The sequence below is a fragment of the Kitasatospora aureofaciens genome, from assembly GCF_019192735.1.
GTDB lineage: Bacteria > Actinomycetota > Actinomycetes > Streptomycetales > Streptomycetaceae > Kitasatospora > Kitasatospora aureofaciens_A.
Window position 1 is genome coordinate 22,029 of the sequence record NZ_JAHTKP010000046.1, and the last position, 24,616, is coordinate 46,644.

Below are 24,616 nucleotides of genomic sequence, written 5' to 3' on the forward strand. Positions count from 1 at the left end.
CAAGAAAACCAGGTGGCGCAGCCCAGCCAACTACCGCAGCCCAGCCAACTACCGCAGCCCAGCCAACTACCCGAGCACGACCGGGACATCGCCGTCGTCGGACTGGACTGCGCCTTCCCGTCCGCCGTGGGCCCGGAGGCCTACTGGGAACTGCTGATGCGCGGCGGGGAGGCCGTCGGCGAGGTGCCGCAGGCCCGCTGGACCGCCGACGACCTGCCCGGCGCCGTGCGCGACGCGCACCGGACGGCGCTCATGCGCGGCGGCTTCCTCGCCGACGTCGACTGCTTCGACAACGACTTCTTCGCGCTGGCCCCGCGCGAGGCCGCCGCCATGGACCCGCAGCAGCGGCTGCTGCTTCAGTGCGCGTGGCGGGCCCTGGAGGACTCCGGCCGCTCGCCGGTCGACCTGGCGGGCACCGACACCGGGGTGTTCGTCGGGGTGATGGGCGGCGAGTGGGGCCGGCTGCGGATGGCCGACCCCGAGCAGGTCAGCCCGCAGCTCGGCGCGGGGAGCAGCGCCGGCATGGCGGCCAACCGCATCTCGTACCACCTGAACCTGACCGGGCCGAGCATGGCGGTGGACACCGCCTGCTCCTCCTCGCTGGTCGCCGTCCACCTGGCCGGGAACGCCCTGCTGTCCGGCGAGTGCGACACCGCGCTCGCCGGGGGCGTGAACCTGCTGCTCAGCCCGGCGCTCGGGCTCGTCTACAGCCAGCTCGGGCTGGTGTCCCCCGACGGCCGCTGCAAGCCGTTCAGCGCCGACGCCGACGGCATCGGCCGCAGCGACGGCGTGGGCCTCGTGGTGCTGCGCCGGCTGGCCGACGCGGTGGCCGACGGCCAGCGGATCTATGCCGTGATCAAGGGCACCGCCGTCAACCAGGACGGCCGCAGCAACGGGGTCACCGCGCCCAGCCGGTGGTCGCAGCAGAAGGTGCTCCAGGCGGCCTACCGGCGGTCCGGCGTGACGCCCGAGCAGATCTCCTTCGTGGAGGCGCACGGCACCGGCACGGCGCTGGGCGACGCGATCGAGTGCGCGGCCCTGGGCGCGGTGCACGGGGTCGAGCGGGAACGGCCGTGCGCGATCGGCTCGGTGAAGGGCAACCTCGGGCACACCGAGGGCGCCGCCGGGATCGCCGGACTGATCAAGACGGTGCTGGCCCTGCACCACCGGATCGTCCCGGCCAGCCGCTTCGCCGACCGCGAGAACCCCCAGCTGCGGCTCTCCGAACGCGGGCTGCGGCTCCTCAAGTCCCCGCTGCGGCTGCCCCCGGGCCCGGTCCTGGCCGGGGTCAGCAGCTTCGGCATGGGCGGCACCAACGCCCACGTCGTCCTCGCCGGCGCACCCCGCGCCGCCGGGCGCGCCGCGCCCCGGCAGAGCGGCGCGGTCGGCGTGTTCACGGTGACCGCCGACAGCCCGGAGGCGCTCGGCCGCAACCTCGCCGCCCAGGCCGAGGCGATCGCCCGGCGGCCGCGCGGCAGCGTGGCCGCGCTGTGCCGGAGCAGCAACCGGGTGAAGACCGGGCTGCCGTACCGGTACGCCGTCACCGCCCGGGACACCGAGGAACTGGCCGACCGGCTGCGCCGGGCCGCCGACGACAGCGCGGACGGCGCGGGCGGGTACGCCCAGCGGCCGTGGACCAAGCCCGTGGTGGCCTTCCTGTTCACCGGCCAGGGCAGCCAGTTCCCGGCCATGACGGCCGGGCTGCACCGGGAGTCCGCCGTCTACCGGCGCCACCTGGCCGAGGTGGACGCGGCGCTGGCCCCGCACGTCGGCGGTTCGATCCTGGACCTCGTGCTGCGCGGCGACGAGGCCGTCCGGGAGACCGGTCCCGCCCAGCCGGCGCTGTTCGCGGTCGGCTACGCGCTGGCCGCCACCCTCGGCGAGCTGGGCGTGCAGCCGGCCGCCGTGATCGGCCACAGTGTCGGCGAGTTCGCGGCGGCGGTGGTCGCAGGCGTGCTCGACCTGGGCCCGGCCGCCGAACTGGTCGCCACCCGCGCCTCCCTGATGCAGCAGCTGCCGGCCGGCGGGGGCATGCTCACGGTCCACGTCGCGCCCGCCGACCTGGCCGAACTGCTCGCCGCACAGCCGGAGCTGACGGTCGCGGCGGTCAACGGTCCCGCCGACGTGGTGCTCTCCGGCCCGATCGCCGAACTGGACCGCGCCGAGCGGGTGCTGGCCGGGCGCGGGGGCCGCACCGCACGGATGAAGGTCTCGCACGCGTTCCACTCCCCGCTGATGGCCCCGGCCGTCGAGGCCTTCCGCGCGGCGGCCGCGACGGTCCGCCCGGGCGTGCCCCGGCTGCCGATCGCCTCCACCCGCTACGGCGCGATGCTCGGCGACCGCCCGATGGACGCCGACTACTGGGCGCGCCAGCTGGCCGAGCCGGTGCTGTTCGCCGACGCGCTCGACGCGCTGCTCGACGAGGTGGCGCCCACCCACCTGGTGGAGATCGGGCCGCGCCCGCAGCTGCTCCCGCTCGCGGGCCGCTCCGGCCGCTCGGCCGGCGTGGAGTTCCTGCATCCGTCGCCGGGCCCCGAGGCGACCGGCCGGGACCTGGCCGAGGTGGTGGCCGCGCTCTACCGGGCCGGGCTCGACCCCGAGTGGGGTGCGCTCTACCCGTCCGACCTGCGGGCGTCCGAGCGGCTGCGGCCGTACGTCTTCGCCACCGGGAACCGCTACTGGGGCTGCGCCCCGGCCCCCCGCCCGGCCCCGGTGCGGACGGTTCCGGAGCCGGCCCGGGCAGCCCGGACGGCGCCCGCACCGGCTCCCCGGACGGCCGACCCGGCCCTCGCGGTCGTGATCGAGGCCGTCCTCCAGGTCGGCGGCCACCCGCCGGAGCTCGTCGTGCCGGAGGCCCGGTTCTACGAGGACCTGGGCTTCGACTCCGTGATGATCATGCAGCTCAAGGACGGCGTCGAGGCCCGGCTGCCGCAGGCCGGCGAGGTCTCCATCCACCAACTGCTGCCCGCCCTGCGGACGATCGGCTCGCTGGCGGAACTCTACGGCGAACTGGTCACCGCCAAGGCGGCATGACCCGGACGAGGGGAGAAGGAGCGCACCATGACCCGAATCGACGACCCGGCGGGGGCCTACCTCGCCGCGGTCGGCACCGCCCTGCCCGGCGAACCGGTGGACAACGCCACCCTGGGCAGGCTGCTCGGCGTGAGCGAGGAGTGGATCGACATCTTCGTCGGCACCAGGGCCCGGTACTTCGCCTGGGACCTGGAGACCGGCGAGGTCCGGCGGACCCTCGTCGACCTGTGCGCCGAGGCCGGGGCCCGGGCGCTGGAGTCGGCCGGTCTGGAGGCCGCCGACATCGAGTTCGTGGTGCTCTCCACCGCCACCCCCGACACCCTGCTGCCGACCACCGCGACCCAGGTCGCCGACCGGCTCGGCCTCGACCACCTGCCGGTCTACCAGCTCCAGGCCGGCTGCTCGGGTGCCGTGCAGGCCCTCGACCTCGGCCGGAGCCTGCTGGCCGGCGGCGCCGGCGCCGGCCTCGTCCTCGGCGGCGACGTGACCGCGCGCCACCTGGACGTCCGCCGCGACCCGGCCCGGATGCCCACCGAGGAGCTGGTCAACTACGTGCTGTTCGGCGACGGCGCGGGCGCCGCCGTGCTGACCGCCGAGCCGCTCGGCGAGCGGGTCGCGGTGCGCGGGGTCCTCAACAGCTTCGCCGGGCTGGGCCGTCCGGCCGGCCAGACGGTCGACTGGTACGGCGTCAGCGACCGGCACTCGGAGCGGCCGATGCTCGCCGAGGACTACAAGGCCATCGAGGAGAGCGTCCCGGCGATGGCCGTGGAGATCTTCTGGGAACTGCTCGACCGGGTCGGCTGGAGCACCGCCGACGTCGACCACCTGCTGCCGCCGCAGCTCTCCGAGCGGATGACCGCGCGCATCGTCGAGCACATGGCGATCCCCTCCGTCCACGAGGTCAGCTGCGTCAGCGACACCGGCAACACCGGCAACGCCCTGCCGTTCCTGCAACTCGAACGACTGCTGCCGCAGCTCGCGGACGGGCAGCGCGCGATCGGGGTGACGGTCGAGTCCAGCAAGTGGATCAAGACCGGGTTCGCGCTGGAGAAGGTCTGAGGCCCCACATGACACCACCACTCGACCGGCTCCGCGCCCTGCGCGCCGGTGGCGGCCTGGCTGCCGCCTACCACGAGGTCCCCGGCCTGCTCGCCGAACTGCTCGACGACGCCGACCCGGCCCGCCGCACCGCCGACCTGTGCCGGGCCGGCCGGCTGCTCGCGGGCGCCGACCCGGAGGCCGTCCTGCGCCACCATCCGGACACCCCCGCCCTCACCGTCGCGATCACCGGCCAGTCCACGGTCGGCGAACTCGTCGACCCGCTCACCGCCGAACTTGCCCGGCACGGACTGCTGCTGCGTCCGCTCCTCGGCGACTTCGGCGGCTACCTGCGCGACCTGACCGACCCGGCCGGCCTCTTCCACCCCGCAGGACCCGTCCACCCCGCAGGACCCGTCCACCCCGCAGGGCCGGACCTCGCCCTGTGCCTGCTCGACGCCGAGACGGTCTTCGCCGAGGTCCCCACCCCGTGGCAGCCCGAGGACGTGGCCGCCGCGGCCGACCGGGTGCTCGGCCGGCTCGCCGGGCTGGTCGCCGAGTACCGGCAGCTCTCGGCCGGCACCCTGGTGCTCAACACCGTGCCCCTGCTGCGCACCCACTCCCACCAGCTGGTCGACCACCGCTCCCGGGCCCGGCTGGGCGCCGTCTGGCGCGAGTTCAACGCCGGGCTGCTGCGGCTGGCCGAGGACCACCCGTCGCTGGTCGTGATCGACCTGGACCCGCTCGTCGCGGACGGCGGACCGGCGTACGACCCCAGGCTCGCCGGCTACGCCAAGGCGCGGCTCTCGACACCGCTGCTCGCGGCCTACGCCCGGGAGATCGGCCACCTGGCCCGCGCCCTGCGGGGGAAGACCCGCAAGTGCCTGGTGCTGGACCTCGACCACACCCTGTGGGACGGCGTGCTGGCGGAGGACGGCCCCGAGGGCGTCGCGGCCGCCGGCACCCTGCGCGGCGAGGCCTTCGGCGGCTTCCAGCGCCACGTCCGCCAGCTCGCCTCCCAGGGCGTGCTGCTCGCGGTGAGCAGCAAGAACGACGAGGCGCAGGTGCTGGAGACGCTCCGCGACCACCCCGATCTGGTGCTGCGCGAGCCGGACTTCGTCCGGATCAACGCCAACTGGTCGGACAAGGCGGGCAATCTGCTCGACATCGCCGACCGGCTCGGCCTCGCGCCGGACGCCCTCGTCTTCGCCGACGACTCACCGGCCGAGCAGGCACAGGTCCGCCACGGCGCGCCGGGGGTCGCGGTGCTGCCGCTCGACGACGAGCCGGCGCTGCACCCCGTGCGGCTGCTCGCGGACGGCTGGTTCGACGTGCCCCGGCTCACCGACGAGGACCGCGACCGCACCGCGCAGTACCGGATGGAGGGGCAGCGCAGCCGGCTGCGCGAGGGCAGCGGCTCGCTCGCGGAGTTCCTGGCCCAGCTGGGCGTCACCGTGGAGGTCGGCCCGCCGAGCCCGCACGAGTACCCGCGGCTGGCCCAACTCACCCAGCGCACGAATCAGTTCAACCTGACCGGAATGCGGCTCCAGCCCGCCGAGCCGGCCCTGCTCGCGGACGACCCCGAGCGGCTGCTGCTGGCCGTCCGCTCCGCCGACCGGTTCGGCCCCAACGGGCTGGTCGGCGTGGTCCTCGGCCGCTACACCGAGGACCGGCTGCTGCTGGAGAACGTCTGGCTCAGCTGCCGGGTGCTCACCCGGGGCGTCGAACAGGCCTGCCTCGCCGCCCTGCTGGCCCACGCCGCCGCCGAGGGGCTGGGGGCCGTGGACGCTTACTACCGACCTACCGTGAGAAACCACCGGGTGCGGGACTTCTACCCCGCGCTCGGTTTTACCGAGCTTGCTCGTGAAGGGGACCAGGTGTACTACCGCCATGACCTGACGGAGCGTCCGGACGCTCCCGGTCACATCCGCCTCGACCTGCGCGTGGACCGGCCGAGGCCGAGCCATGCGTGAACCGGACAGCCTGGAGGCGTTCCTGCGGATGGTCGGCGAGGAGCTGGACCTGACGGTGGGTGACGGGGACGCCGACCGCGACCTCGCCGACCTGCCGGGCTGGGATTCGATGAACCTGCTGCGGCTGGTCACCCTGCTGGAGGCGGATTCCGGCCGCCGGCTCCCGGTCCGCGCAGTCCTGGAGGCACGCAGCCTCGCGGAGATCCACTCGGTTCTGGAGCGACAGGCATGACCGACCCGGGAAACTCCACGCTCGGACCGCCGGTCGGCCGCCCCATCCAGGTGGTCGCCCGCGGCGAGGTCTGGGACCGGGTGCGCGCCGACCTGGCCGCGTACGGCACCGTCGTGGTCCACGCCAAACTCGCCGACCTGGAGCCCGATCTGCCGACCGGCGAGGAACTGCGCGCGCTGCTCGGCCGGGACTGGTCGCGCTACATGGACCTCGCCCACCCCGACGTGCGGCACCGCTACGCCGCGTCCAGGGTGCTGCTCAAGCTCGCGGCGGGCGCGGTCCTGAACGGCGACCCGAACGCCCTGGAGCTGGCGTACGGGCCGACCGGACGGCCGTACCTGCGCGGCTGCGACCAGGTGGACATCAGCCTCAGCCACACCGAGGACCTGCTGCTGGTGGGCATCACCACCCGCGGCCTGATCGGGGTGGACGCGGAGCGGGCCGACCGTCCGATGTACCAGCGGGGCCTGGGCCGCCACGTGTGCACCCCGTACGAGCTGGTCACGCTGGCCGCCCAGCCCGAGGAGGAGCGCAACCCGGCCCTGGTGCGGCTGTGGACCCTCAAGGAGGCGTACAGCAAGGCGATCGGGCAGGGCATGCAGTTCAGTTTCACCGAGTTCGGCTTCGGTCCGGACGGCCGGCCGGTCCGGGCGCAGCGCCCCGACGGCAGCACGGGCACCGGCGACGAGTGGGGGTTCCACACCTTCGCGCTGGACAGCGGGTACTGCATCAGCGTGGCGGTCTACGACGCCGGCTTCGGCACCATCGGAGACATGGATATGACAACCATGCTCGACCAGGACTGCGTGGAGGCGATCGAGGGGGCGCTGCGGAAGGGGGACGGTGAGGTGCGGGCGTGACGCGGGCCCGGTCAGGTCGGCGGCTGCGGCTGTGGGAGCGGCTCGCCGGCCGCGGCCGCCGGCCCCTTCCGGAGCAGGCCCGCCATGGCCACGTTGTACCCGGCCTGGAAGCGGCTGGTCGCCTCCAACTCCTCGGTGATCTCGGATATGTGACGCCGGCAGGTGCGCACCGACATGCCGAGGCGGCGCGCCACCATCTCGTCCTTGTAGCCCCGGGCCATCAGCCTGATGATCGACTGCTTGAGGTCGCCGGTGGTCGGTGTGGCCTTCGGGGTGTCGTAGACGAACGGGGTCGCGCTGTCCCACAGGTGCTCGAACACCGCGCACAGGAAGGCCACCATGGTCGGCTCGCGGACGATGGCGGCGCCCGTGGCTTCGTCGTCGCCCTGGGTGCGCACCGGCAGGAACACCGTCTCCCGGTCGTAGACCAGCATCCGGTCGATCACCTGGTCCGCCGTGCGGATCTCGGCGCCCAGCGCGGTGACGTCGCGGACGTACGCCTTGGTCGCGAGGTCGCTGCGGGCGGTGTGCTGGTAGATGGTGCGCATCAGCACCCCGCGCTCCAGCATGCCCTCGGCGGACTTGCGCGCGGCCGGCAGCAGTGTGGAGGGGCGGGCGCCGCCCGGCTGGACGGTGAGCACCTCCTTGCGGCAGGTCTGCCCCAGGTGGTCGAGCATGTTCTGGATCGCGTCGACGTCGGTGACCACGTCGAAGGCCTCGAACCGGTTGCGCAGGCGACGCCCCTCGAAGTACAGCGGGGTGAGTGACAGCAACTTGCCACGTATGTCGGTTACCGCTTGCCTGAGGTCGCGGATGTGATGCTCCGCCGGGCCGACCAGGTCGGCGGCGGCCACGTCCGGACTGACCGGGACCAGGACGTTCGGGTCGCCCGGCCTGGGCTGCAGCAGGCGCATCAGCCGCAGGACCTGCTCGATGCGGTTGACCTCGGCCTCGTCCAGCCTCAGCGCGGAGGCAATGGCATTCCGGTCGAACCGCCCTAATTCAACGGCGTGTCCATAGGCGGTGGCACTCCGATCGTCCAGTTCGGCAAAGCCGCTCTGGAGTTGTGGGTGTTCGAACACTCTGAAGCCCCCCGTCGGAATGCAGGTTCCTGCCATGCAACTTTACGCCATCGAGATCCGCTCGGACGGGGTGCTGCCGGCGGGGCAGAGTAGGGCCCGCGGCAAGCCGCGCACGGCTGCGGGGCCGTTGCTTGCCGCAGGTTCCAACCTGTTCCGACTGCTTGGGGGAAAAGATGAAGAATTCAACCATCAGGCTTCGAGTATCTGCCCAGAGCGTTCTGCTCGCGGTGGGTGTCGCCGCCCTGCTCGGGCTCGGCCCCACCTCGGCGTTCGGCGCCGGTGTCCACAGTTCTGGCGACGACCGCTGGGGCATCAGCACGCCCACACAGCCCGGCGTCCAGGGCAACCACTGGGGCATCAACAAGGAGCTGTTCATCAAGGCCGACGACCGCTGGGGCCGCGCCCTCAAGGACCACGACGAGCTGAAGGACCGCGCCGAGCCGAAGGACCGCTCCGAGAGCGACGACCGCTGGGCCTGATTCTCCGAAGTTCCGTCAGGCCGGCCGGGGGCGCGGGGAGTACCCGACGCCCCCGGCCGGCTACCCGACGTTCGAAGGGAGCCGGCGGTCGGCGTCCGCCGGCCGGTCGGGCTGCCGGGCCGGCAGGGCGATCGCGGTGAGCAGCACCCCGCCGGCCGTCCCGAACCGCCCGTCGAACCAGGTCGGCACGCCGGTGGCGCGGACCGCGCGGTCCAGCAGTAGATTGGCCCGGAAGGTTCGTGTCACCGGATCCACGGTCACAAGGGCGTCCTCGAACCCGAGTTCACGGCCCGTCAACGGGAACCACGTCTTGTAGACGGACTCCTTGATGCTGAACAGCAGCCGGTCCCAGCTCACTTCGGCGGCGGACCAGCTCAGCCGCTCGATCCAGGCGCGCTCCTCCGGGAGCGAGATCGAGTCCAGGACCCGGTCCGGGAGCGGGGCGTTGGGCTCGGCGTCGATACCGATCGCGGAGACCTCCGCGCGCGGGGCCAGCACGGCCGCCCGGTAGCCCGCGCAGTGCGTCATGCTTCCCACCAGCTGCTCCGGCCAGCGCGGCGCGCCCCGGTGGCCGGGCAGGATCGGCACCACCGGCAGGCCCAGCCGGCCGAGCGCCTGGCGCGCACACCAGCGGACCGTCGTGAACTCGCGCTGCCGGCCGACCACCGCGTCGCGGACGTGCCGGGCCTCGGCGGGGAAGAGCGGGATCTCCCGGTCGATCGTGGACTCGACGGCGACGGCCGCGGCGGGCAACAGCGTGCTGATCATGACATCCTCCGAGCGCTTAGAGGTGCGTGTCCTCACCCTCGCTCCGGCGCTCTCGCCACCGCCAGCAGCCACCGGCCCGCGCGTCCGCGCGGCCCCCGCCACCGCCCGGGGCCTCCCAGTCGACTGCTACCCGCGGCCCGGCCCGCCGCCGCCCAGCCGGTGCCCTGTCATCCGCTCGGGCCCGCTTGCCATGCGGTTGTCATAAGGGGGTGGCAGGGGTGTCCGCCGGCCCGACGAGTACCTGCTGCACCCCACCCCGCACCCTTCCCGGGACGTGCCCCGCCCGGTCTTCCGGGCCCACTAGGGGTATGCCGGTGGCGTAGGGGGAAGTTGTTGCCGTGCAGCTTCCGGTCGGCATTCGGCCGGCGGCCCGGCCGGTGCGTGCTGCATAGACTCGAACCGCCGGCGGATCAGTTTCCGGCTGGTAACTCTCAACCGCGCCCGCGACGTTCCGGTGATCGCCGTGATGCGGGCGCGCTGACCGCGACGCGGACAAAGCCGGGGGCTCAAGAGTGCTGATCGACCGTGAACGAGAACTGGCCGTACTGGAATCCGCACTCGCGGACTGCCTGCGGGGAACCCCCGGGATCGTCCTGATCGAGGGCGCGGTCGGCTGCGGAAAGAGCGAGCTCGTCGAGACGGTCGCCGAACACGCGGCCGCCTCCGGCGCCGTGGTGCTGCGCGCCATCGGCACCGCCGTCGAACACGACCTCCCGCTCGGCGTGCTCGGCCAACTGCTCGCCGCCGCCCCGGCCGGGGCCCTGCCCGACCCGGCGACCGCACCGGACCCGTCCCGGATCGACGTGATGCAGTCGCTGTGCGCCGCCGTGCACCGGCTCGCCGAGACCGCGCCGGTGGTCATCTGCGTCGACGACCTGCACCACATCGACGACCTGTCCTGCCAGTACCTGCTCCACCTGGTCCGCCGCACCCGCGCCGCCCGCGTCCTGCTGGTGTGCACCGAGTCGGTCCACGAGCGTGCCGACGACCCCGTCTACGCCACCGAACTGCTGCGCCAGCGCAGCTTCGTCCGGATCCGGGCCGAGCGGCTGCGCCCCGAGGCGGTGGACCGGCTGGCCGCCGTCGAACCGGCCGCAGGCCCGGCCGACGGCAGGACCCCGCTGCCCGCCGACGCCGCCGGCGGCAACCCGCTGCTGCTGCGCGCCCTGATCGAGGAGCACCGGGCCGGCGGCCGCACCCCCGAACTCGGCGGCGCCTTCACCCAGGCCGTCCTCGCCTGTCTGCACCGCTGCGGCCCGGCCGCGCGCCGCCTCGCCGAGGTGCTCGCGGTACTCGGCGAGCTCGGCTCGCGCGAGCCGGCCGTCCGCCTGCTCGGCAGCACCGACGGCGCGGTCGTCCGGGGCAGCGCCGCGCTCGACGCCGCCGGCATCCTGGACGGCTACCGCTTCCGCCACCCCGTCGCCCGCCAGGCGGTGCTCGACCGGATGGACCCGGACGACCGGACCGCCCTGCACCGCCGCGCCGCCGAACTCGCCTACCGGGACGGCGCCCCGACCGCCGCCGTGGCCGCCCAGCTGCTCGCCGCCGGCCCCACCGACCTGCCGTGGGCGGTGGCGGTGCTCTCGGCCGCCGCCGAGCAGCTGCTCGCCGACGGCGCGACCGACCGGGCCGCCGCCTGCCTCGAACTCGCCTACCGCGGCCGGGCCGACGACGAGCAGCGCGCCCAGTTCCGCACCATGCTCGCCGCCATCATCTGGCGGACCAACCCCGGCGCCGCCGAGCGCGCCCTCGCCGAACCGCTGGAGACCCTGCGGGCCGGCCGGCTCGGCCCGGCCCGGCTCGGACCGCTCGCCCGGCTGCTCACCGAGCAGGGCCGGATCGACGAGGCCGGCGAGGCCCTGGAGCGGCTGGCCGCCGGCCGCGAGGCCGAGCGCGCGGGCCGGCCCGCCCGGCTCGGCCGCGGCGCCGACCCGCTGGACGGCCTCTCGGCCTTCCCCTGGTGGGCCGGCTCGGCCCAGTCGTGCGCGAGCGCCCGGCCCAATGAACCGCTGCCGGCCCGGATCTCGGCACCCGCCACCCTGTGGGCGATCCCCGAGTACTCGGCGGACGGCGTGGCCGGGGTCGCGGCCGAGACCTTCCTGCGCGGTGCCACCCTCGGCGACGGCACCGCCGCCCCGATCGTGCAGGCCATCCGGGCCCTGCTGGCCACCGACGGTCCGGCCCGGGTCCTGCCCTGGTGCCAGGTGTTCCTGGAGGAGGCCGTCCGGCGCGGCGCACCCGGCGTGCAGGCCACCTTCACCGCCCTGCACGCCGAGGCCCTGCTCCGGCAGGGCGACCTGACCGGCGCGCAGCAGCAGGCCGAGGCCGCCCTGGACCTGCTGCCGGAGCGCGGCGGCAGCGTCTTCGCCAGGGGCGTGGCGGCCACCCTGATCCGGGCCGCCACCGCGGCCGGCCGCCACGACACCGCCGCCCGCGAACTCAGCCGCCCGCTGCCCGAGGGCCTGGCCGGCAGCATCCACGGCATCGCCTACCTGCGGGCCCGCGGCCAGTACCACCTCGCCACCCACCGCTTCCACGCCGCACTCGGCGACTTCCTCGACATCGGCCGCACCCTCAAGCGCTGGGGCCTGGACCGGCCGCTGCTGATGCCCTGGCGCACCGGCGCGGCCGAGGCGCTGATCCGGCTCGGCGAGGCCCCGCAGGCCACCCGCTTCGTCGCGGACCAGCTCGCCCACCGGGACGCCGCCCATCCGTGGATCTCCGGCCCCACCCTGCGCGTCCGGGCGTCCCTGTGCGAGCCCCGGGAGCGGCTCGCGCTGCTCGCCCGTGCGGTGGACGAGCTGCACGACTCCGAGGACCGCCACGAACTCGCCCGGGCGCTGGCCGACTTCGCCCGGGTCCTGAGGGAACTCGGCGACGGCAATCGGGCCAACATGGTCAACCGGCGGGCCTGGCAGCTCGCCAAGGAGTGCGGCGCCGACGCGCTGTGCGAGCAGATCGCCCCCGGCCTCGGCGCACCCGGCGGGCCGTCCGAGGACGCCCGCTCCGGCGCCGTCGACCTCGCCGAACTCCACGCCAGGCTCAGCGACTCGGAGAAGCGGGTGGCGATGCTCGCGGTGCACGGTCACACCAACCGCGAGATCGCGACGAAGCTCTACATCACCGTCAGCACGGTCGAGCAGCACCTCACCCGGGTCTACCGCAAGCTCAACATCACACGCCGTCAGGAGCTGCCCGCGGAGCTGCACCTGCTCGGCTCGGGCGGCCGGGTGTGATGGTCCGGCAAACCGTATGGCAGGAGTATGGCAAGGAGCTGAACATCCAGTACCGGGGATGATAGGAATCAGTCGGTCACGGTGCGTGGGCCCGGCAGATCTCCGGGCAACGCGCCCGCCGCCGTTGCCGAACCAGCCGTCTGCCGGGGAGGCTCGGTGCGATGCCGCGCCTACCCACGGAGACGCTATGACGACGCAGTCCATGCCGACGGACGCGGTCCTGCCCGAGCTGCTGCGCACGGACATGCTGGCCCGGGTCGAGGAGCGGATGCGGGGCCTGCTGCACGCCGAGCAGGCCCGGTGCCGGGCCGTCGACCCCCGGGCCGCGGGCATGTGGGAGGCCCTGGTGGACCTGGTCACCTCCGGCGGCGAGCGGATCCGGCCCACCGTCCTGCTCACCGGCTACCTCGCGGCGGGCGGCGACCCGGCGGCCGAGTCCGCCGTCGACGCGGCAGTTGCCCTCGAACTCCTCGACACCTGCTACCTGATCCGCCGTGACGTCCGCGAGAACGCCCTGCTGCGGCACGGCGCCCCCACCCTGCACGTCCGGCACGCGGCCGAGCACGAGCGCAACGGCTGGGGCGGCGACGCCCGGGGCTTCGGCGTCGGCATGGCCGCCCTGATCGGCGACCTGGCGACGGCCCTCGCCGACCGGCTCGCCGCCGACCTGCCGGACGCCGCCCGGCAGGTCTGGCACGACCTGCGGATCGGCCGGCTCGGCGGCACCTATGTCGACTCCACGCTGTCCAGCAGCTACCTGGCCGACCCGTGGCCGGGCGGCTGCATCGCCGGCTGCGCCCGCGGCTGCGGCAGCGGCTGGTACGCGCTCCAGCACCCGCTGCTGATGGGCGCCGCCCTGGCGGGCCGCGGCGACCTGGCGGTGGTGTACCAGGACTACGCCCGCCCGCTGCACGCCGCCTGGCGGGTGCGTGGCTTCCTCAGCGGCGGCTGGGACCGCGACTGGTACGGCGACCTGCTGCGGGAGGTGCTGCTCGGCGCCGAGGACCGCGACCGCGCCGAGCGCACCATCGGCCACCTGCTCGACCGCGCCGGCCGGGTCGTCGCCGGCGCGCCCTTCGCCTCGGCCTGGCGCACCGAACTCGCCGCCCTGGCCACCCGCTTGGTCGCTGCCTGAGGCGTCGTCCCGCCCGGCCTCCGGCTGGGCCGGCGTAGCTCGGGAGCCGTCGTCCCGCCCGAGCCTCCGCCCGTTCGTCGGTATCGCCCGGTCCACTCCTGGGCGCGCCCCCGCCCGAGCCGCCCTACAGCGTGCGCGGGGTGCCCGGGCGGAGCGTGGTGAGCCAGCTGCGCAGGGCCTCCTTGCGGACGCCGCCGCGGTCGTCCCGGGGCAGTGCGCGCGCCAACTCCAGCCGCGTGGGCAGGAAACCCGCCGCGACGCCCCGGGCGGCGAGGTGCTCGCGCAGCTCCACCAGGCCCGGCGGCTCCGCCTCCGTCGTCGGGACGATCACCGCGCAGGGCAGCTCCCCGTGCTCCTGGTGCAGGTAGTCGACGACCGCCGCCTCCGCCACCCGGGGATGGGTCAGCAGGGCCTCCTCGACCTCCGCCGCCGGGACCATGAAGATCCCGCCCGCCCGCTCACCGGCCCGGGCCAGCACCTCGACCCCGCCGAGGCCGTCCGCGCGGCCCAGGTCCCCGGTGTCCAGCCAGCCGTCCCGCTCCCAGGGGACGACCGGCGCCGGTTCCCCGTGCCGCCACATCGCCGCGGCGACCGACGGCCCGCGCACCAGGAGCGGAGCCGTCTCCCGCCCGCCGACCGGGCAGGGCGCGGCCGGCAGGACGGAGATCTCCAGCCCCGGTACCGGGCGCCCGTCGCTCTCGCCGGCGCGCTCGGCGGGCGTCTCGCCCCGGGCGATCGTGCCCAGGCCCACCTCCGGTGACCCCCACACCGCGTGCACCGGGGCGCCCAGGGCCGCCGGGAGCTCGGCCAGCAGCGGCGCGGGGGTGCGGGTGCGCCCGCCGGAGAGCGCCAGGTTCAGCGCCGCCAGCCGTCGGGGCCGCTCCCGCTGCGCCGACAGCACCTCCGACCAGTGGTCCGGCCCCGCGTACGCGAGGGTGACCCCGGCCTCGGCCATCAGGTCGAGGCTCGTGCCCGGATCCCAGACGTCCTGGTAGACGGCGGTGCCGCCGAGCGCCAGCGGCCAGTACACGGTGAACAGCAGGGAGGCCAGCGAGGTGAGCGGCAGCGAGGAGTAGATCACCTCGCCGCGCTCCGGCCCGGTCCCGGCGGCCGGGCGGCGGGGGGCGATGTTCGCGTAGAGGGTGTTCGGGGTGTGCAGGGTGGCGGTGTAGCGGTCGCCCAGGCCCATCACCGTGATCATCAGGCTGATCCGGTCGGCCCGGTCGGCGCCCAGGGACGGCCCGTCGCCGTGGCGTCCGTGCTCGTGCGGGACGCGCCGGAAGTACCCGGCGAAGTCCAGCGCCCCGGTCGGCGCGGCGTCGCCCAGGACGACCCGCTGGCGCAGCCAGGGCAGCCGCGGGGCCATCTCGGCCAGGGCCTCCGCGTGCTCGAAGCCCTCCCACCGGTCGGGCACCACGCAGATCCGGGCCCGGGAGGCGGCCAGGATCCGCTCCAGCCCGTGCGCCCGCACGGTCGGGAGCACCGGGACGGCCGGGGTGCCGGCCCGCAGGCAGGCCAGCGTCAGGGCGGCGGTCTCCCACCAGCCGGGCAGCTGGATGGCGACCGGGTCGCCCTCGGCCAGCCCGAGCGAGCGCAGCGCGGCCGCGAACCGGTCGACGGTGTGCGCCAGCCGGGCGTAGCCGACGGTGACGGTGCGGTGCCCGGCGGCCCGGTGGCGGCGGTGGGCGATGATCGCGGGCCGTTCGGGGTCGAGCGCGGCCGTCCGGTACAGGTCGTGCAGGAAGGTTTCGGCGCGCCACCACCCGGCCGCGCGGAACCGGGCGGCCACGTCGTCGGGCGGGCGGATCGCGGTGAGGGCCTCGGGGGCGAGCGGCGGGGGCTGGTCGGGCAGCCGGTCCCCGGTCACGGCCATCGGCCCACCGACCAGGCGACCTGCACCCGGGAGGTACAGCCCAGCCGGCGCATCACCTCGCGGACGTGGTTGACCACCGTCCACTCCGAGATCTTCAGCCGGGCCGCGATCTGCCGGTTCGTCAGCCCTTCGGCGATCAGCATCGCGACCTGGACCTGCCGGGGCGTCAGCGGCTGGCGCTCGGGCTCGGCGGGATCGGCCCCGGCCCCGATCGCGGGCGCGGGGGCGGCGAGCGCCTCCAGCACCGCGCCGGCCGGGGCGAGCCGGCGGCCCTCGTCCCAGGCGGCGGCGAAGTCCGCCGGGCTCAGCCGGGCGCGCAACGTGGCGACGGTCTCCGCCAGCGCCACCCGCCGCGCCTCGTCCGGGCGGCTGCCGAGCGCCCGCCGCAGCGCCTCGGCGGCGGCGAGCAGCCGGAGCACCCGGGGCTGCTGGTGAGCGGCGGTACGGGCCAGCAGCAGCGCGAAGTGCTCCAGGGTGCCGGGCAGTTCGGTCCGTTCGCCGAGCCCGTCGGCCACCCGCAGGCTCTCCCGCAGCGCGCTGTCCGCCGCCGCCGGGTCGCCCGCCTCCTCGGCGGCGGCCGCGAGCTCGCGCAGGGCGTCGGCGACGCCCCGGCTGTGCCGCAGCCGGCGGTGCGCGGCCAGGCCCTCCTCCAGCAGGCCGGCGGCCTTGCGGTGCTCGCCACGGGCGCGCAGCACCCGGGCCAGTTCGACGGTGGCCTCGGCGGCCGGGTGCGCGGCGCCCAGCGAGACGAGCGCCTCGCGGGCGGGTGCGAGCGCGGCCTCGGCGGCGGTGTGGTCGCCGAGCCGCAGCAGGGCGGCGCCGAGCCTCGCGGACACGGCGGCGGCCTGTCGGCGGTCGCCGAGCCGCCGGGCGGCCTCCAGGGCGAGGCGGTGGTGCCGGACCGCTGTCTCCGGCTCGCCGAGAGCGCTCGCGAAGCGGCCCGCGAGATCGGTCAGCCGGGCCCGCAGCGGCTCGGGCAGGGACGGGTCGGTTCCCAGCCGGTCGCACCAGTCGCGGCCCTCGTGCAGCCGCCCGGACAGCAGCCAGGGGCGGCGGCAGGCCAGCAGCAGCCCGGCGGCGCCCTCGGTGTCGCCGCGTTCGTGCAGCCGCCGCAGCGCGGCCAGCAGGTTGGCGCCCTCGCCGGTCAGGGTGCGCAGCCAGTGGTCCTGCTCGCTGCCGGTGAGCCGGGGCTCGACGGCGGTGAGCAGCCGGCGGTACGCCTCGGCGTGGCGGTCCCTGGCCGCGTCCGCGCGGTCGGTGTCCGCCAGGTCGGCCAGGCAGGACGAGCGGATCGGCTCGGGTACCGCGAACCGGGGCTCGCCCTCCTCCTTGCCGGTCACGGTGAGCAGGTGGCGGTCCAGCAGGACCTCCAGCGCCGTCTCGGTGTCGGCGCCACCGGCCGGGGCGGCCCGTTCGGCCATGGGAAGGCCGAACCCGCCGTCGAAGACGGCGAGTTGTTCGAGCAGTGCGTGGTGGTCGGGAGGCAGCCCGCGCCGGCTCCAGGCGGCCAGCGCGGCCAGCGAGCGGTGCCGCTCGGGTGCGTCGAGCGGGCCGCCGCCGAGCAGCGCGCCGCGTCGGCGCAGCCGGGCGAGCAGTGTCTCCGCCGAGTAGAGCCGCAGCTGCCGGGCTGCCAGCTCCAGGGCGAGCGGCAGCCCTTCCACCAGTGTGCAGATCCCGGCGACGACGGCGGCGTTCTCGGCGGTGAGAGCGAAGGCGGGGTCGATGTCGTGCGCCCGCCGGACGAACAGCGCGACGGAGGGGAACCGGAGCAGTTCGTCCGGCTCCTCCTCGGCCGCCGCCCCGATCTCCGGTACGGGGAGCGGGCGGACCGGCAGCAGCCGCTCGCCCGACACCCCCAGCGGCGACCTGCTGGTCGCCAGCACCACCAAGTCCGGTTGTCCGGCGAGGACTTCGGCGATGGCCTTGGCGAGCGCGCGCCCGTGGCCGTCGCAGGTGTCGAGGCACAGCAGCAGACGGCCCTTCCCGTCGTCGGCGAGCCGCAGCGCGGCGGCCTCCCGGCGGACGGTCTCGGGCAGGCTCTCCCCGGGCACGGCGGCCAGGTCGACGGACCACGCGGCGGTGAAGCCGGCGGTGGCGGGCGCAGCGGCCGCGGCGAGCCGGCTCTTGCCGACACCCGCCGGCCCGGTGAGGGTGAGCAGCCGTAGTGACGGATCCGCCAACCGGGCGTCGAGGGTGAGCAGTTCGCGCTCGCGTCCGATCAGCCGGGCCGCTCCGGCGGAGCGCGGCGGCGGCGACTGCGCCGCTCGGACCGACATCCAACCCTGTTGCGTTGCCGGCATTCCCCGCCCCCGCCCTGTTTGTCCCCTGGTCCACCAAGGCCCCTGGCCGTACCACCCTCGCTGCTCCGGCTTAAGCGCGGCTAAAAGGCCGGCTCGGGCAGCGGCCGGCGCTCGTGCAGACGCCAGACGCCCGGGCGGACCTCCAGGCGGTGGCCGGGGCCGGACCGGGCGGTGCGCAGGGCACGGCGGGCGAATGACTCCAGCCGGCGGTCGTGGAGGGTGCGGGCGAGGTCCAGGCAGGCGGTGAAGCGGGTGTGTGCCCGGGCGTGGTCGCCGGCCGAGAGCGCGTGGAACCCGAGGGCGCGCAGCACGTCGAACCGGGCCCGCGGGTCGCCCGGGCCGGGGTCGGCCGCGAGCGCGGCGGTGAGCAGGGCGTCGGCGGCGGCGCCGTCCCCGGCGTCCATCCGCAGTTCGGCCAGGCCGACCAGGGCCCGGCTCAGCTCCGTCCGGTGGCCGGTCTCCTCGGCGATCCGGCGGGCCAGCCCGTAGTGCTCCTCGGCTTCCTCCAACCGCCGTTGCTGCCAGGCGAGATCGCCGAGCGAGCGGAGCGTCCGGGCCTCGGCCGCGCGGTCGCCGCAGCGCCGGGCCGCGTCCAGCGCGAGCGCGTGCGTCTCGGCCCAGGCGCCCCAGGCGGCGTGCGTCTCCAGGTGGCCGTCCAGCGCCGCCACCAGCCGTACGGCGGCGGTCCAGCGGCCGGCCCCGTGGGCCTGCCGGACGGCGCGGACGAGCGCGTCCCGCTCGCGCGTGAACCAGGCGGCGGGCTCGTGCGGCTCGTCCCCGGAGGGCCGGGCGTGCGTCAGTACGGCGGCGACCTGCCCGGCCGCGCGGGCGTACTCCGCGCACAGCCGCTCGATCGCGTCCCCGATGTCCTGCGGGCTCTCCTCCTCGGCGAGTCGCTCGACGGCCAGTACCCTCAGCAGCTCGGGGAGTTGGCAGCCCGCCCGGTCGCCGGCGACCAGCAGCCGGTCGTCGACCAGCCCGTCCAGCAACCGGGTGGTTCCGGCGGGGGAGAGGCCCAGCACCGCACCGGCCGCCGCGCGTCCGAACGGGCCGGCCGGCAGCAGTCCGAGCAGCCGGAAGGCCCGCCGCAGCTCGGGCCGGGCATCCTGGTACGCCCGCAACAGCGGGGCGCGGGTGTCGAGTTCGCCGATCCGCAGCTCGCCGAGCCGGAACCGCTCGTCCCGCAGCCGGTCCACCAGCGAGGCGACGCTCCAGTGCGGACGGGCCGTCAACTGGGCGGCCGCGACCCGGACGGCGAGCGGCAGCCCGCCGCACAGCTCCAGCAGTTCGCGGACGGCGGCGGGCTCGGCCGCCTCCCGCTCAGGGCCCACCGCCGCCGTGAACAGCAGCCGGGCCTCCTCCGGGTCGAGGGCGTCCAGCAGGACCGGCCGGATCCCGCCGAGCCCGGCGGGCAGCCGGCGGGCGGTGACGATCGCGCTGCTCCCGGCGGTGGTCGGCAGCAGCGGTCGCAGCTGCGCCTCGGAGTCGGCGTTGTCCAGCACCAGGAGTAGTTGACGATCCGTCAACTGCTCCTGCCAGGCGTCGTGGAGCTCGCCCGCCCCGGCGCCGTGCGCCAGCCGCACCCCGCGCCGTCGTAGCAGCGTGGAGATCGCCTTCGTGGCGGGCAGCGGGCGCCCCGGCTCGGGCTGGAGGTCCAGGAACAGCCGGCCGTCCGGGAAGTACGGACCACTGCGGTGGGCGACCTCCAGGGCGAACGCGGTCTTGCCGACGCCCGGCTGCCCGGCCACCGCGACGAAGGACCCGGCCGGGGCGTTCCGCAGCAGCTCCTCGACCTGTGCGAGGGCGGCCCCGCGGCCGGTGAAGACGGGGTCGGCGGCGGGCAGCGCCGTACCGGCCGCAATGCCGAGCGACGCCGTCCCGTCGGCGTCCTCCCGGACGGTCTCGGCGCTCCCGGTCTCGGCGGCCGTGCGCAGCAGCCCGGGATCGCCGGCCAGGATCCGCCGGTGCAGCCGTTGCAGCGGCGGACCGGGCTCGATCGCCAGCTCGGCCACCAGCATCTTCCGCAGCTCGGCGAAGGCCTGCAGGGCCTCCGCCTGCCGCCCGGCCCGGTACAGGGCCAGCATCAGATGGCCGTGCAGTTCCTCGCGCAGCGGGTGCTCGGCGGCCAATGACCGCAGCTCGGCGATCAGCTCGTGGTGCCGGCCGAGCTCCAGGTCGGCCCGGATCCGCTGGTCCAGGGCGGCGCCGCCGGCCTCGGCGAGCTGGGCGGCGGCCCCTTCGAGCAGCGGCCCGTGCGGGGTGTCGGAGAGCAGCGGGCCGCGCCAGAGCGCGATGGCCCGGCGCTGGAGGTCGGCGGCGCGGCGGTAGCGGCCGTCGGCCATCGCCTCCCGGCCGAGCCGGTACAGCTCCTCGAACGCGGTCAGGTCGAGCAGGTCCGGCGTGAGGGAGAGCCGGTAGCCCGGGGGCTGGGTGTGCAACAGCTCGCGGCCCCGGGCGGGGTCGACGGCGTCCAGCAGCTTGCGCAGCTGCGAGACGTAGACGTGCAGGGTGGCGGTGGCCGTGCGCGGCGGCTCTTCCCGCCACAGTTCGGTGACCAGGCTCTCGACCGACACCACCTGGTTGGCGCGGACCAGCAGGGTGCCGAGGACCACCCGCAGCTTGGCCGCTTGCGGGGTGTGCAAGACTCCGGGGCCCGCACTGCCCTCGATCTCCATCGGTCCCAGGATCCGGAACCTCACCGGGTCCACCCCTCGTGCTCTCTGCCGCCGTGTACTCGGCGGTGACGGCGACCCGCCGGCCGGCGCCGGGTCAGAAGTCCTGCACCACCGTGGTGCGTGCCTCGGCCACCGTCCGCCGGTTCTGGGTCAGCGTGAGGGTGACCGGGACGGTCGGCCGCCCGGCCGCGTCCCGCCCGATCGGCCCGGGGACGGTCGCGCAGCGGACCGGCAGGTCCGCCTCGGCGTAGCCGCGGAAGTGCACCTCGCAGGAGGCCAGCATGGCCCGCTCGGGGACCAGCCCGACGGCGCGTCCGGCGGTCACCACCGAGGCCTGCCGCAGGGACTCCATCAGCAGCGTGCCGGCCAGGTGGCCGTCCGCGGTGGCGCCCAGCACCGGGTTGTCCCGGCGCAGGAGGACCCAGGTGCTGAGCCGACCGTGCGAGGCCTGGGTCGGCTCGCTCACCACCACGTTCGCCGCCGAGTCGCGGCCGACCGCGCCGGGGTCGACCGGCCGGACCGGGCCGGCCGGCTCGTCCGCCAGCTCGGGCGTGGCCTGCACCGCCCACCGGCTGTGCGCGACCTGTCTGCGGTGCAGCCCGGGCATGACGAAGACCAGGCTCGCGGTGCCCGTCGCGCACGGCACGTCGTCGAGCGACACCTCCAGGTGGAAGTCCATGCCGCGCGGCACCCCGTTGACCGTGTTGGCGGGCGTGGCCCGCAGCTCGGTGGTCATCCGGGCCGGGCCGCGCCCGGCGCGCCAGGCGGCCACCTCGGTCACGCCGAGGCCGAACCGGTAGAACAGGCCGGGCCGGTCCTCGGGCACGCCGAAGTACTGGTGCCCGACGAACCCGCCGATCTCCTGGACCGCCTCGGTGACCAGCTGCGGGTCGTGGAAGTGGCCCGGCCCGTCGTTGAACAGCGGGTGGGCGCTCGGTGTGTCCCCGGTGAGCAGGAAGCGCTCCTCCCGGCTGCTCGGCGCCTCCAGCAGGAAGTGGTCCCAGGAGGGCGGGCAGTGGATCAGGTGCCGGGTGGCGTGGCCGAGCAGCCCGTGGTCCAGTCCCGGACCGACGATCGCGGTGCTCTCGATGGTCATGACGGCTCCTCACCCGGGGGGTCTGGTGGCCGCGGTGTCGACAGGCCTCGCTCCAGCATGGCCGCACCGGGTGGTTGTGAACATCCGGTGACGGTGGCAGCAAGCTGCGCGGCCGGTTCTCCCGGGTCGTGCCGGTCGCGCTTCACCGGGGCTTTAGCAGGGCACAGGGGGCGGTCCCGACAGTGGAGGGCGAGGCGGTGGCCCCGATGCCCCGACGGGGAGCCCGTCCCTGCCTCGTTCCGGGTCCTTCCCCCGGCCCGGAACGAGGCAGCGTTTCCTTCGGCTCGTGCGCTCACCGCAGCCGCACCGGCCGTTCGCCGGCCCGTCCGTCCGCCGCCGGCACGCGCTCCGGCCCGGAAATTCGGAGGAGCCGACTTCGATCGCCGGTTAGGGTGATCGCGTTCGCGGCACGCGTTCGCCGCCTGTGTTCGCCGCACGTGGATGCGGTCGATCACGCGGACGCAGTCGATCACGCGGACGCGGCCGATCATGCGGGCTCGACCGACCACGCGGGCTCGACCGGAACGAGGGGTGCTGACCATGACGAGCGGGACCGAGACCCCGGGCCTGGCCGAGCTGCTGGAGCGGTACCGGCCACAGGGCCCGGCCGAGACGGCGGACCACGAGCGGCTCCTGGGCCTGGCCGGCGAGCCGGACCCCTGGGACCGCGCGACCCCGCTGCACTTCACGGCCTCCGCCCTGATCGTCCACCCGAGGACCCGCCGGGTCCTGCTGCGCTGGCACGTCCGCCAGCAGGCCTGGCTCCAGGTCGGCGGCCACGGCGATCCCGGCGAGACGCTGCCGCTGGAGATCGCATTGCGGGAGGGCCGGGAAGAGACCGGCCTGACCGACCTGGCGCCCTGGCCGGACGCGTCCCTGGTGCACCTCGCCGTCGTACCGGTGCCGGCCTCGCCCCGCGAGCCCGCGCACGAGCACGCCGACCTCCGGTTCCTGCTGGCCACCGGAACGCCGGACGACGCGCGGCCGGAGAACCCGGCCTCGCCGCTCGAATGGCTCTCGGTGGCGGAGGCACGCGCGCGGACCACGGAGGAGAACTTCCGGGAGACCCTCGACCGTGCGGGCCGGCTGCTGGACGCCTGACGCACATTCTTCTTCGGCACACACTTCGAGGTGGATCAGGGTGGATCAGATGCTCAAGGGCCAGACGCTCGTCTTCGACGCCGACGACACGCTGTGGGAGAACAACGTTCTCTTCGAGCGCGTCATCGACGGCTTTCTGAACTGGGTTGCCACGCCCGAGGATCGGAGCCGTACCCGGACGCTCCTCGACGAGATCGAGGCGAAGAACGCGGTGTCCCTCGGGTACGGCGCGGAGATGTTCCGGCAGAGCCTCGCGGACTGCCTGGAAGCCGTCCACGGCCGAATCCCCACGGCCGAGGACAAGGCCCGGATCGAGGAACTCCTGACCCCGTTGACGAATCGCGGGGTCGAGCTGATCGAGGGCGTCGAGGACACCCTCGTGGCCCTCGCCGAGAACCACGAACTGCTGCTGCTCACCAAGGGAAACCTGGCGGAGCAGCAGCGGAAGGTGGACGCCTCCCGGATAACCCACCACTTCCGCAGCATCCACATCGTCGCCGAGAAGAACGTGGACACGTACCGGCAGCTCACCGCCGACCTCGACCTGGACCCCGACCGGACCTGGATGATCGGCAACTCGCCCAAGTCCGACATCCTGCCCGCACTCCGGGCCGGCCTGAAGGCCGTCTACATCCCGCACGAGCACACCTGGGTGCTGGAGCACGAGGAGTTCCGCCCCGAGGACGCGACACTCGCGCTGCGCCGCTTCGCAGAGCTCCTGGAGCACTTCTGACCTTGTCCCGGGGTGTGTCGAGGGGCGCCAGGACAGGGGGCGCGGCGAGGCTACCGCCGGGACTCGCCGGGATAGGGTCGGCGGCATGCGCCTCAGCACAGTGATCCTTCCCGTCCACCGGTGGAGCGAAGGGCAGAAGGTCTGGAAGCGGGCGGAGGACCTCGGATTCCACGCCGCCTACACATACGACCACTTGTCCTGGCAGTCCTTCCGGGACGACACCTGGTTCGGCGCGATCCCCACCCTGACCGCCGCCGCGACCGTGACCGAGCGGATCCGCCTCGGCACCCTGGTCACGTCACCGAACTTCCGCCACCCCGTCACCCTGGCCAAGGAGTTGCTGACCCTCGACGACATCTCGGGTGGCCGGCTGACGGTCGGCATCGGCGCCGGCGGCACGGGCTTCGACGCGACGGTGCTGGGCCAGGAGGAGTGGTCCGCGAAGGAACGGGCCGACCGCTTCGGCGAGTTCGTCCCCCTCCTCGACAAGGTCCTCACCCAGGATGCGACGACGGAGCAGGGCCACCACTACACGGCCGTCGAGGCCCGCAACATCCCCGGCTGCGTCCAACGCCCGCGCGTCCCCTTCTACGTCGCCGCGACCGGCCCCCGGGGGCTCCGTGTCGCCGCCCGCCACGCCCAGGGCTGGGTCACCTGCGGCGACCCGGCCGACCCCGACGTCCCCGCCGAGCGCGCGCCGGCCGTCATCGCCGAGCAGCTGGCGAAACTCCACACCGCCTGCGAAGCCGAGGGCCGCACCCCCGACTCCCTCGCCAAGGTCCTCCTGCAGGGCTTCACCGCCGAACGTCCCCTCACCTCCCTCGACGCCTTCGTCCACTGGGCCGGCACGTACCGCGAGCTGGGCATCACCGACCTCGTCCTCCACTGGCCGGTCCCCGACTCCGTCTTCGCCACCGACCTCACCGTCTTCGAACGCATCGCCACCGAGGGCCTGTCCCAGCTGAGTTGAACCGCGCGCCGGGCCGCCGGGTGCCATCAGCC

17 protein-coding genes are annotated in these 24,616 nt (G+C 75.1%); 11 read left to right on the forward strand and 6 right to left on the reverse strand.

What is annotated here, in order from left to right; translation table 11 throughout:
• Positions 1–12 precede the first annotated feature (12 nt).
• The 5 genes from KV557_RS31085 to KV557_RS31105 are packed head-to-tail and all read left to right on the forward strand — an operon-like array spanning position 13 to position 7,136.
• On the forward strand, positions 13–3,033 hold the full coding sequence (locus tag KV557_RS31085) for a type I polyketide synthase (RefSeq protein ID WP_308130162.1): 3,021 nt from the start codon (positions 13–15) through the stop codon (positions 3,031–3,033).
• Positions 3,034–3,060: 27 nt separating this feature from the next.
• The gene (locus KV557_RS31090) at positions 3,061–4,092 is read left to right on the forward strand and encodes a 3-oxoacyl-ACP synthase III family protein (RefSeq protein ID WP_218204889.1); all 1,032 of its coding nucleotides are present in this window, start codon (positions 3,061–3,063) and stop codon (positions 4,090–4,092) included.
• A gap of 8 nt (positions 4,093–4,100) precedes the next feature.
• Positions 4,101–6,044 carry an HAD-IIIC family phosphatase gene (locus KV557_RS31095; protein ID WP_218204890.1) on the forward strand — a complete coding sequence of 648 codons (1,944 nt, stop codon included), beginning with the start codon at positions 4,101–4,103 and terminating at the stop codon, positions 6,042–6,044.
• The gene (locus KV557_RS31100; RefSeq protein WP_218204891.1) at positions 6,037–6,276 is read left to right on the forward strand and encodes an acyl carrier protein; all 240 of its coding nucleotides are present in this window, start codon (positions 6,037–6,039) and stop codon (positions 6,274–6,276) included. The genes KV557_RS31095 and KV557_RS31100 overlap by 8 nt, the downstream gene beginning before the upstream one ends.
• The gene (locus KV557_RS31105; protein ID WP_218204892.1) at positions 6,273–7,136 is read left to right on the forward strand and encodes a 4'-phosphopantetheinyl transferase family protein; all 864 of its coding nucleotides are present in this window, start codon (positions 6,273–6,275) and stop codon (positions 7,134–7,136) included. Before KV557_RS31100 ends, KV557_RS31105 begins: the two co-directional genes overlap by 4 nt.
• 11 nt (positions 7,137–7,147) lie before the next feature.
• Here KV557_RS31105 and KV557_RS31110 read toward each other — a convergent pair whose 3' ends face one another.
• A complete protein-coding gene (locus KV557_RS31110; protein WP_308130163.1) occupies positions 7,148–8,218 on the reverse strand; it encodes a hypothetical protein in 1,071 nt (356 codons plus the stop codon).
• 173 nt (positions 8,219–8,391) lie between these two features.
• On the opposite strand from KV557_RS31110, the gene KV557_RS31115 reads away from it, so the two are divergent.
• The gene (locus KV557_RS31115; RefSeq protein WP_218204893.1) at positions 8,392–8,697 is read left to right on the forward strand and encodes a hypothetical protein; all 306 of its coding nucleotides are present in this window, start codon (positions 8,392–8,394) and stop codon (positions 8,695–8,697) included.
• 60 nt (positions 8,698–8,757) lie between these two features.
• Here KV557_RS31115 and KV557_RS31120 read toward each other — a convergent pair whose 3' ends face one another.
• On the reverse strand, positions 8,758–9,465 hold the full coding sequence (locus KV557_RS31120) for a 4'-phosphopantetheinyl transferase family protein (protein ID WP_218204894.1): 708 nt from the start codon (positions 9,463–9,465) through the stop codon (positions 8,758–8,760).
• A gap of 512 nt (positions 9,466–9,977) precedes the next feature.
• On the opposite strand from KV557_RS31120, the gene KV557_RS31125 reads away from it, so the two are divergent.
• On the forward strand, positions 9,978–12,701 hold the full coding sequence (locus KV557_RS31125; protein WP_308130164.1) for an AAA family ATPase: 2,724 nt from the start codon (positions 9,978–9,980) through the stop codon (positions 12,699–12,701).
• Between the two features lie 187 nt (positions 12,702–12,888).
• Positions 12,889–13,836 (forward strand): polyprenyl synthetase family protein, encoded by a 948-nt coding sequence (locus KV557_RS31130; protein WP_256178217.1) that lies wholly within the window; start codon positions 12,889–12,891, stop codon positions 13,834–13,836.
• 124 nt (positions 13,837–13,960) lie between these two features.
• On the opposite strand, the gene KV557_RS31135 is transcribed toward KV557_RS31130, so the two are convergent.
• From KV557_RS31135 to KV557_RS31150, 4 genes are all read right to left on the reverse strand, one after another.
• Entirely contained in the window at positions 13,961–15,709 is a 1,749-nt protein-coding gene (locus KV557_RS31135; protein WP_218204895.1) for an AMP-binding protein, read from the reverse strand.
• Positions 15,700–17,985, reverse strand: coding sequence for an ATP-binding protein (locus tag KV557_RS31140; protein WP_218204896.1), 2,286 nt, complete (start codon positions 17,983–17,985; stop codon positions 15,700–15,702). Before KV557_RS31140 ends, KV557_RS31135 begins: the two co-directional genes overlap by 10 nt.
• A gap of 104 nt (positions 17,986–18,089) precedes the next feature.
• On the reverse strand, positions 18,090–20,684 hold the full coding sequence (locus tag KV557_RS31145) for an AfsR/SARP family transcriptional regulator (RefSeq protein WP_256178218.1): 2,595 nt from the start codon (positions 20,682–20,684) through the stop codon (positions 18,090–18,092).
• Positions 20,685–20,778: 94 nt separating this feature from the next.
• Positions 20,779–21,780 (reverse strand): AfsA-related hotdog domain-containing protein, encoded by a 1,002-nt coding sequence (locus KV557_RS31150; protein ID WP_218204898.1) that lies wholly within the window; start codon positions 21,778–21,780, stop codon positions 20,779–20,781.
• A 540-nt stretch (positions 21,781–22,320) separates the two neighbouring features.
• Between KV557_RS31150 and KV557_RS31155 the strand changes: the two genes are divergently transcribed.
• The 3 genes from KV557_RS31155 to KV557_RS31165 all read left to right on the forward strand — a co-directional run bounded on the left by KV557_RS31155 (position 22,321) and on the right by KV557_RS31165 (position 24,584).
• The gene (locus KV557_RS31155; protein WP_218204899.1) at positions 22,321–22,881 is read left to right on the forward strand and encodes an NUDIX hydrolase; all 561 of its coding nucleotides are present in this window, start codon (positions 22,321–22,323) and stop codon (positions 22,879–22,881) included.
• 49 nt (positions 22,882–22,930) lie between these two features.
• Positions 22,931–23,614, forward strand: a complete 684-nt coding sequence (locus KV557_RS31160; RefSeq protein ID WP_218204915.1) for an HAD family hydrolase — start codon at positions 22,931–22,933, stop codon at positions 23,612–23,614.
• 85 nt (positions 23,615–23,699) lie between these two features.
• Positions 23,700–24,584, forward strand: a complete 885-nt coding sequence (locus KV557_RS31165) for an LLM class flavin-dependent oxidoreductase (protein ID WP_218204900.1) — start codon at positions 23,700–23,702, stop codon at positions 24,582–24,584.
• Positions 24,585–24,616: the final 32 nt, after the last annotated feature.

What these genes read in the sequence shown, in the direction of transcription:
- KV557_RS31090 (WP_218204889.1), top strand. Translation starts at nt 3,061, where the DNA reads ATGACCCGAATCGACGACCCGGCGGGGGCCTACCTCGCCGCGGTCGGC.
- KV557_RS31095 (WP_218204890.1), top strand. Translation starts at nt 4,101, where the DNA reads ATGACACCACCACTCGACCGGCTCCGCGCCCTGCGCGCCGGTGGCGGC.
- KV557_RS31100 (WP_218204891.1), top strand. Translation starts at nt 6,037, where the DNA reads ATGCGTGAACCGGACAGCCTGGAGGCGTTCCTGCGGATGGTCGGCGAG.
- KV557_RS31105 (WP_218204892.1), top strand. Translation starts at nt 6,273, where the DNA reads ATGACCGACCCGGGAAACTCCACGCTCGGACCGCCGGTCGGCCGCCCC.
- KV557_RS31115 (WP_218204893.1), top strand. Translation starts at nt 8,392, where the DNA reads ATGAAGAATTCAACCATCAGGCTTCGAGTATCTGCCCAGAGCGTTCTG.
- KV557_RS31120 (WP_218204894.1), bottom strand. Translation starts at nt 9,465, where the DNA reads ATGATCAGCACGCTGTTGCCCGCCGCGGCCGTCGCCGTCGAGTCCACG.
- KV557_RS31130 (WP_256178217.1), top strand. Translation starts at nt 12,889, where the DNA reads ATGACGACGCAGTCCATGCCGACGGACGCGGTCCTGCCCGAGCTGCTG.
- KV557_RS31135 (WP_218204895.1), bottom strand. Translation starts at nt 15,709, where the DNA reads ATGGCCGTGACCGGGGACCGGCTGCCCGACCAGCCCCCGCCGCTCGCC.
- KV557_RS31140 (WP_218204896.1), bottom strand. Translation starts at nt 17,985, where the DNA reads ATGTCGGTCCGAGCGGCGCAGTCGCCGCCGCCGCGCTCCGCCGGAGCG.
- KV557_RS31145 (WP_256178218.1), bottom strand. Translation starts at nt 20,684, where the DNA reads ATGGAGATCGAGGGCAGTGCGGGCCCCGGAGTCTTGCACACCCCGCAA.
- KV557_RS31150 (WP_218204898.1), bottom strand. Translation starts at nt 21,780, where the DNA reads ATGACCATCGAGAGCACCGCGATCGTCGGTCCGGGACTGGACCACGGG.
- KV557_RS31155 (WP_218204899.1), top strand. Translation starts at nt 22,321, where the DNA reads ATGACGAGCGGGACCGAGACCCCGGGCCTGGCCGAGCTGCTGGAGCGG.
- KV557_RS31160 (WP_218204915.1), top strand. Translation starts at nt 22,931, where the DNA reads ATGCTCAAGGGCCAGACGCTCGTCTTCGACGCCGACGACACGCTGTGG.
- KV557_RS31165 (WP_218204900.1), top strand. Translation starts at nt 23,700, where the DNA reads ATGCGCCTCAGCACAGTGATCCTTCCCGTCCACCGGTGGAGCGAAGGG.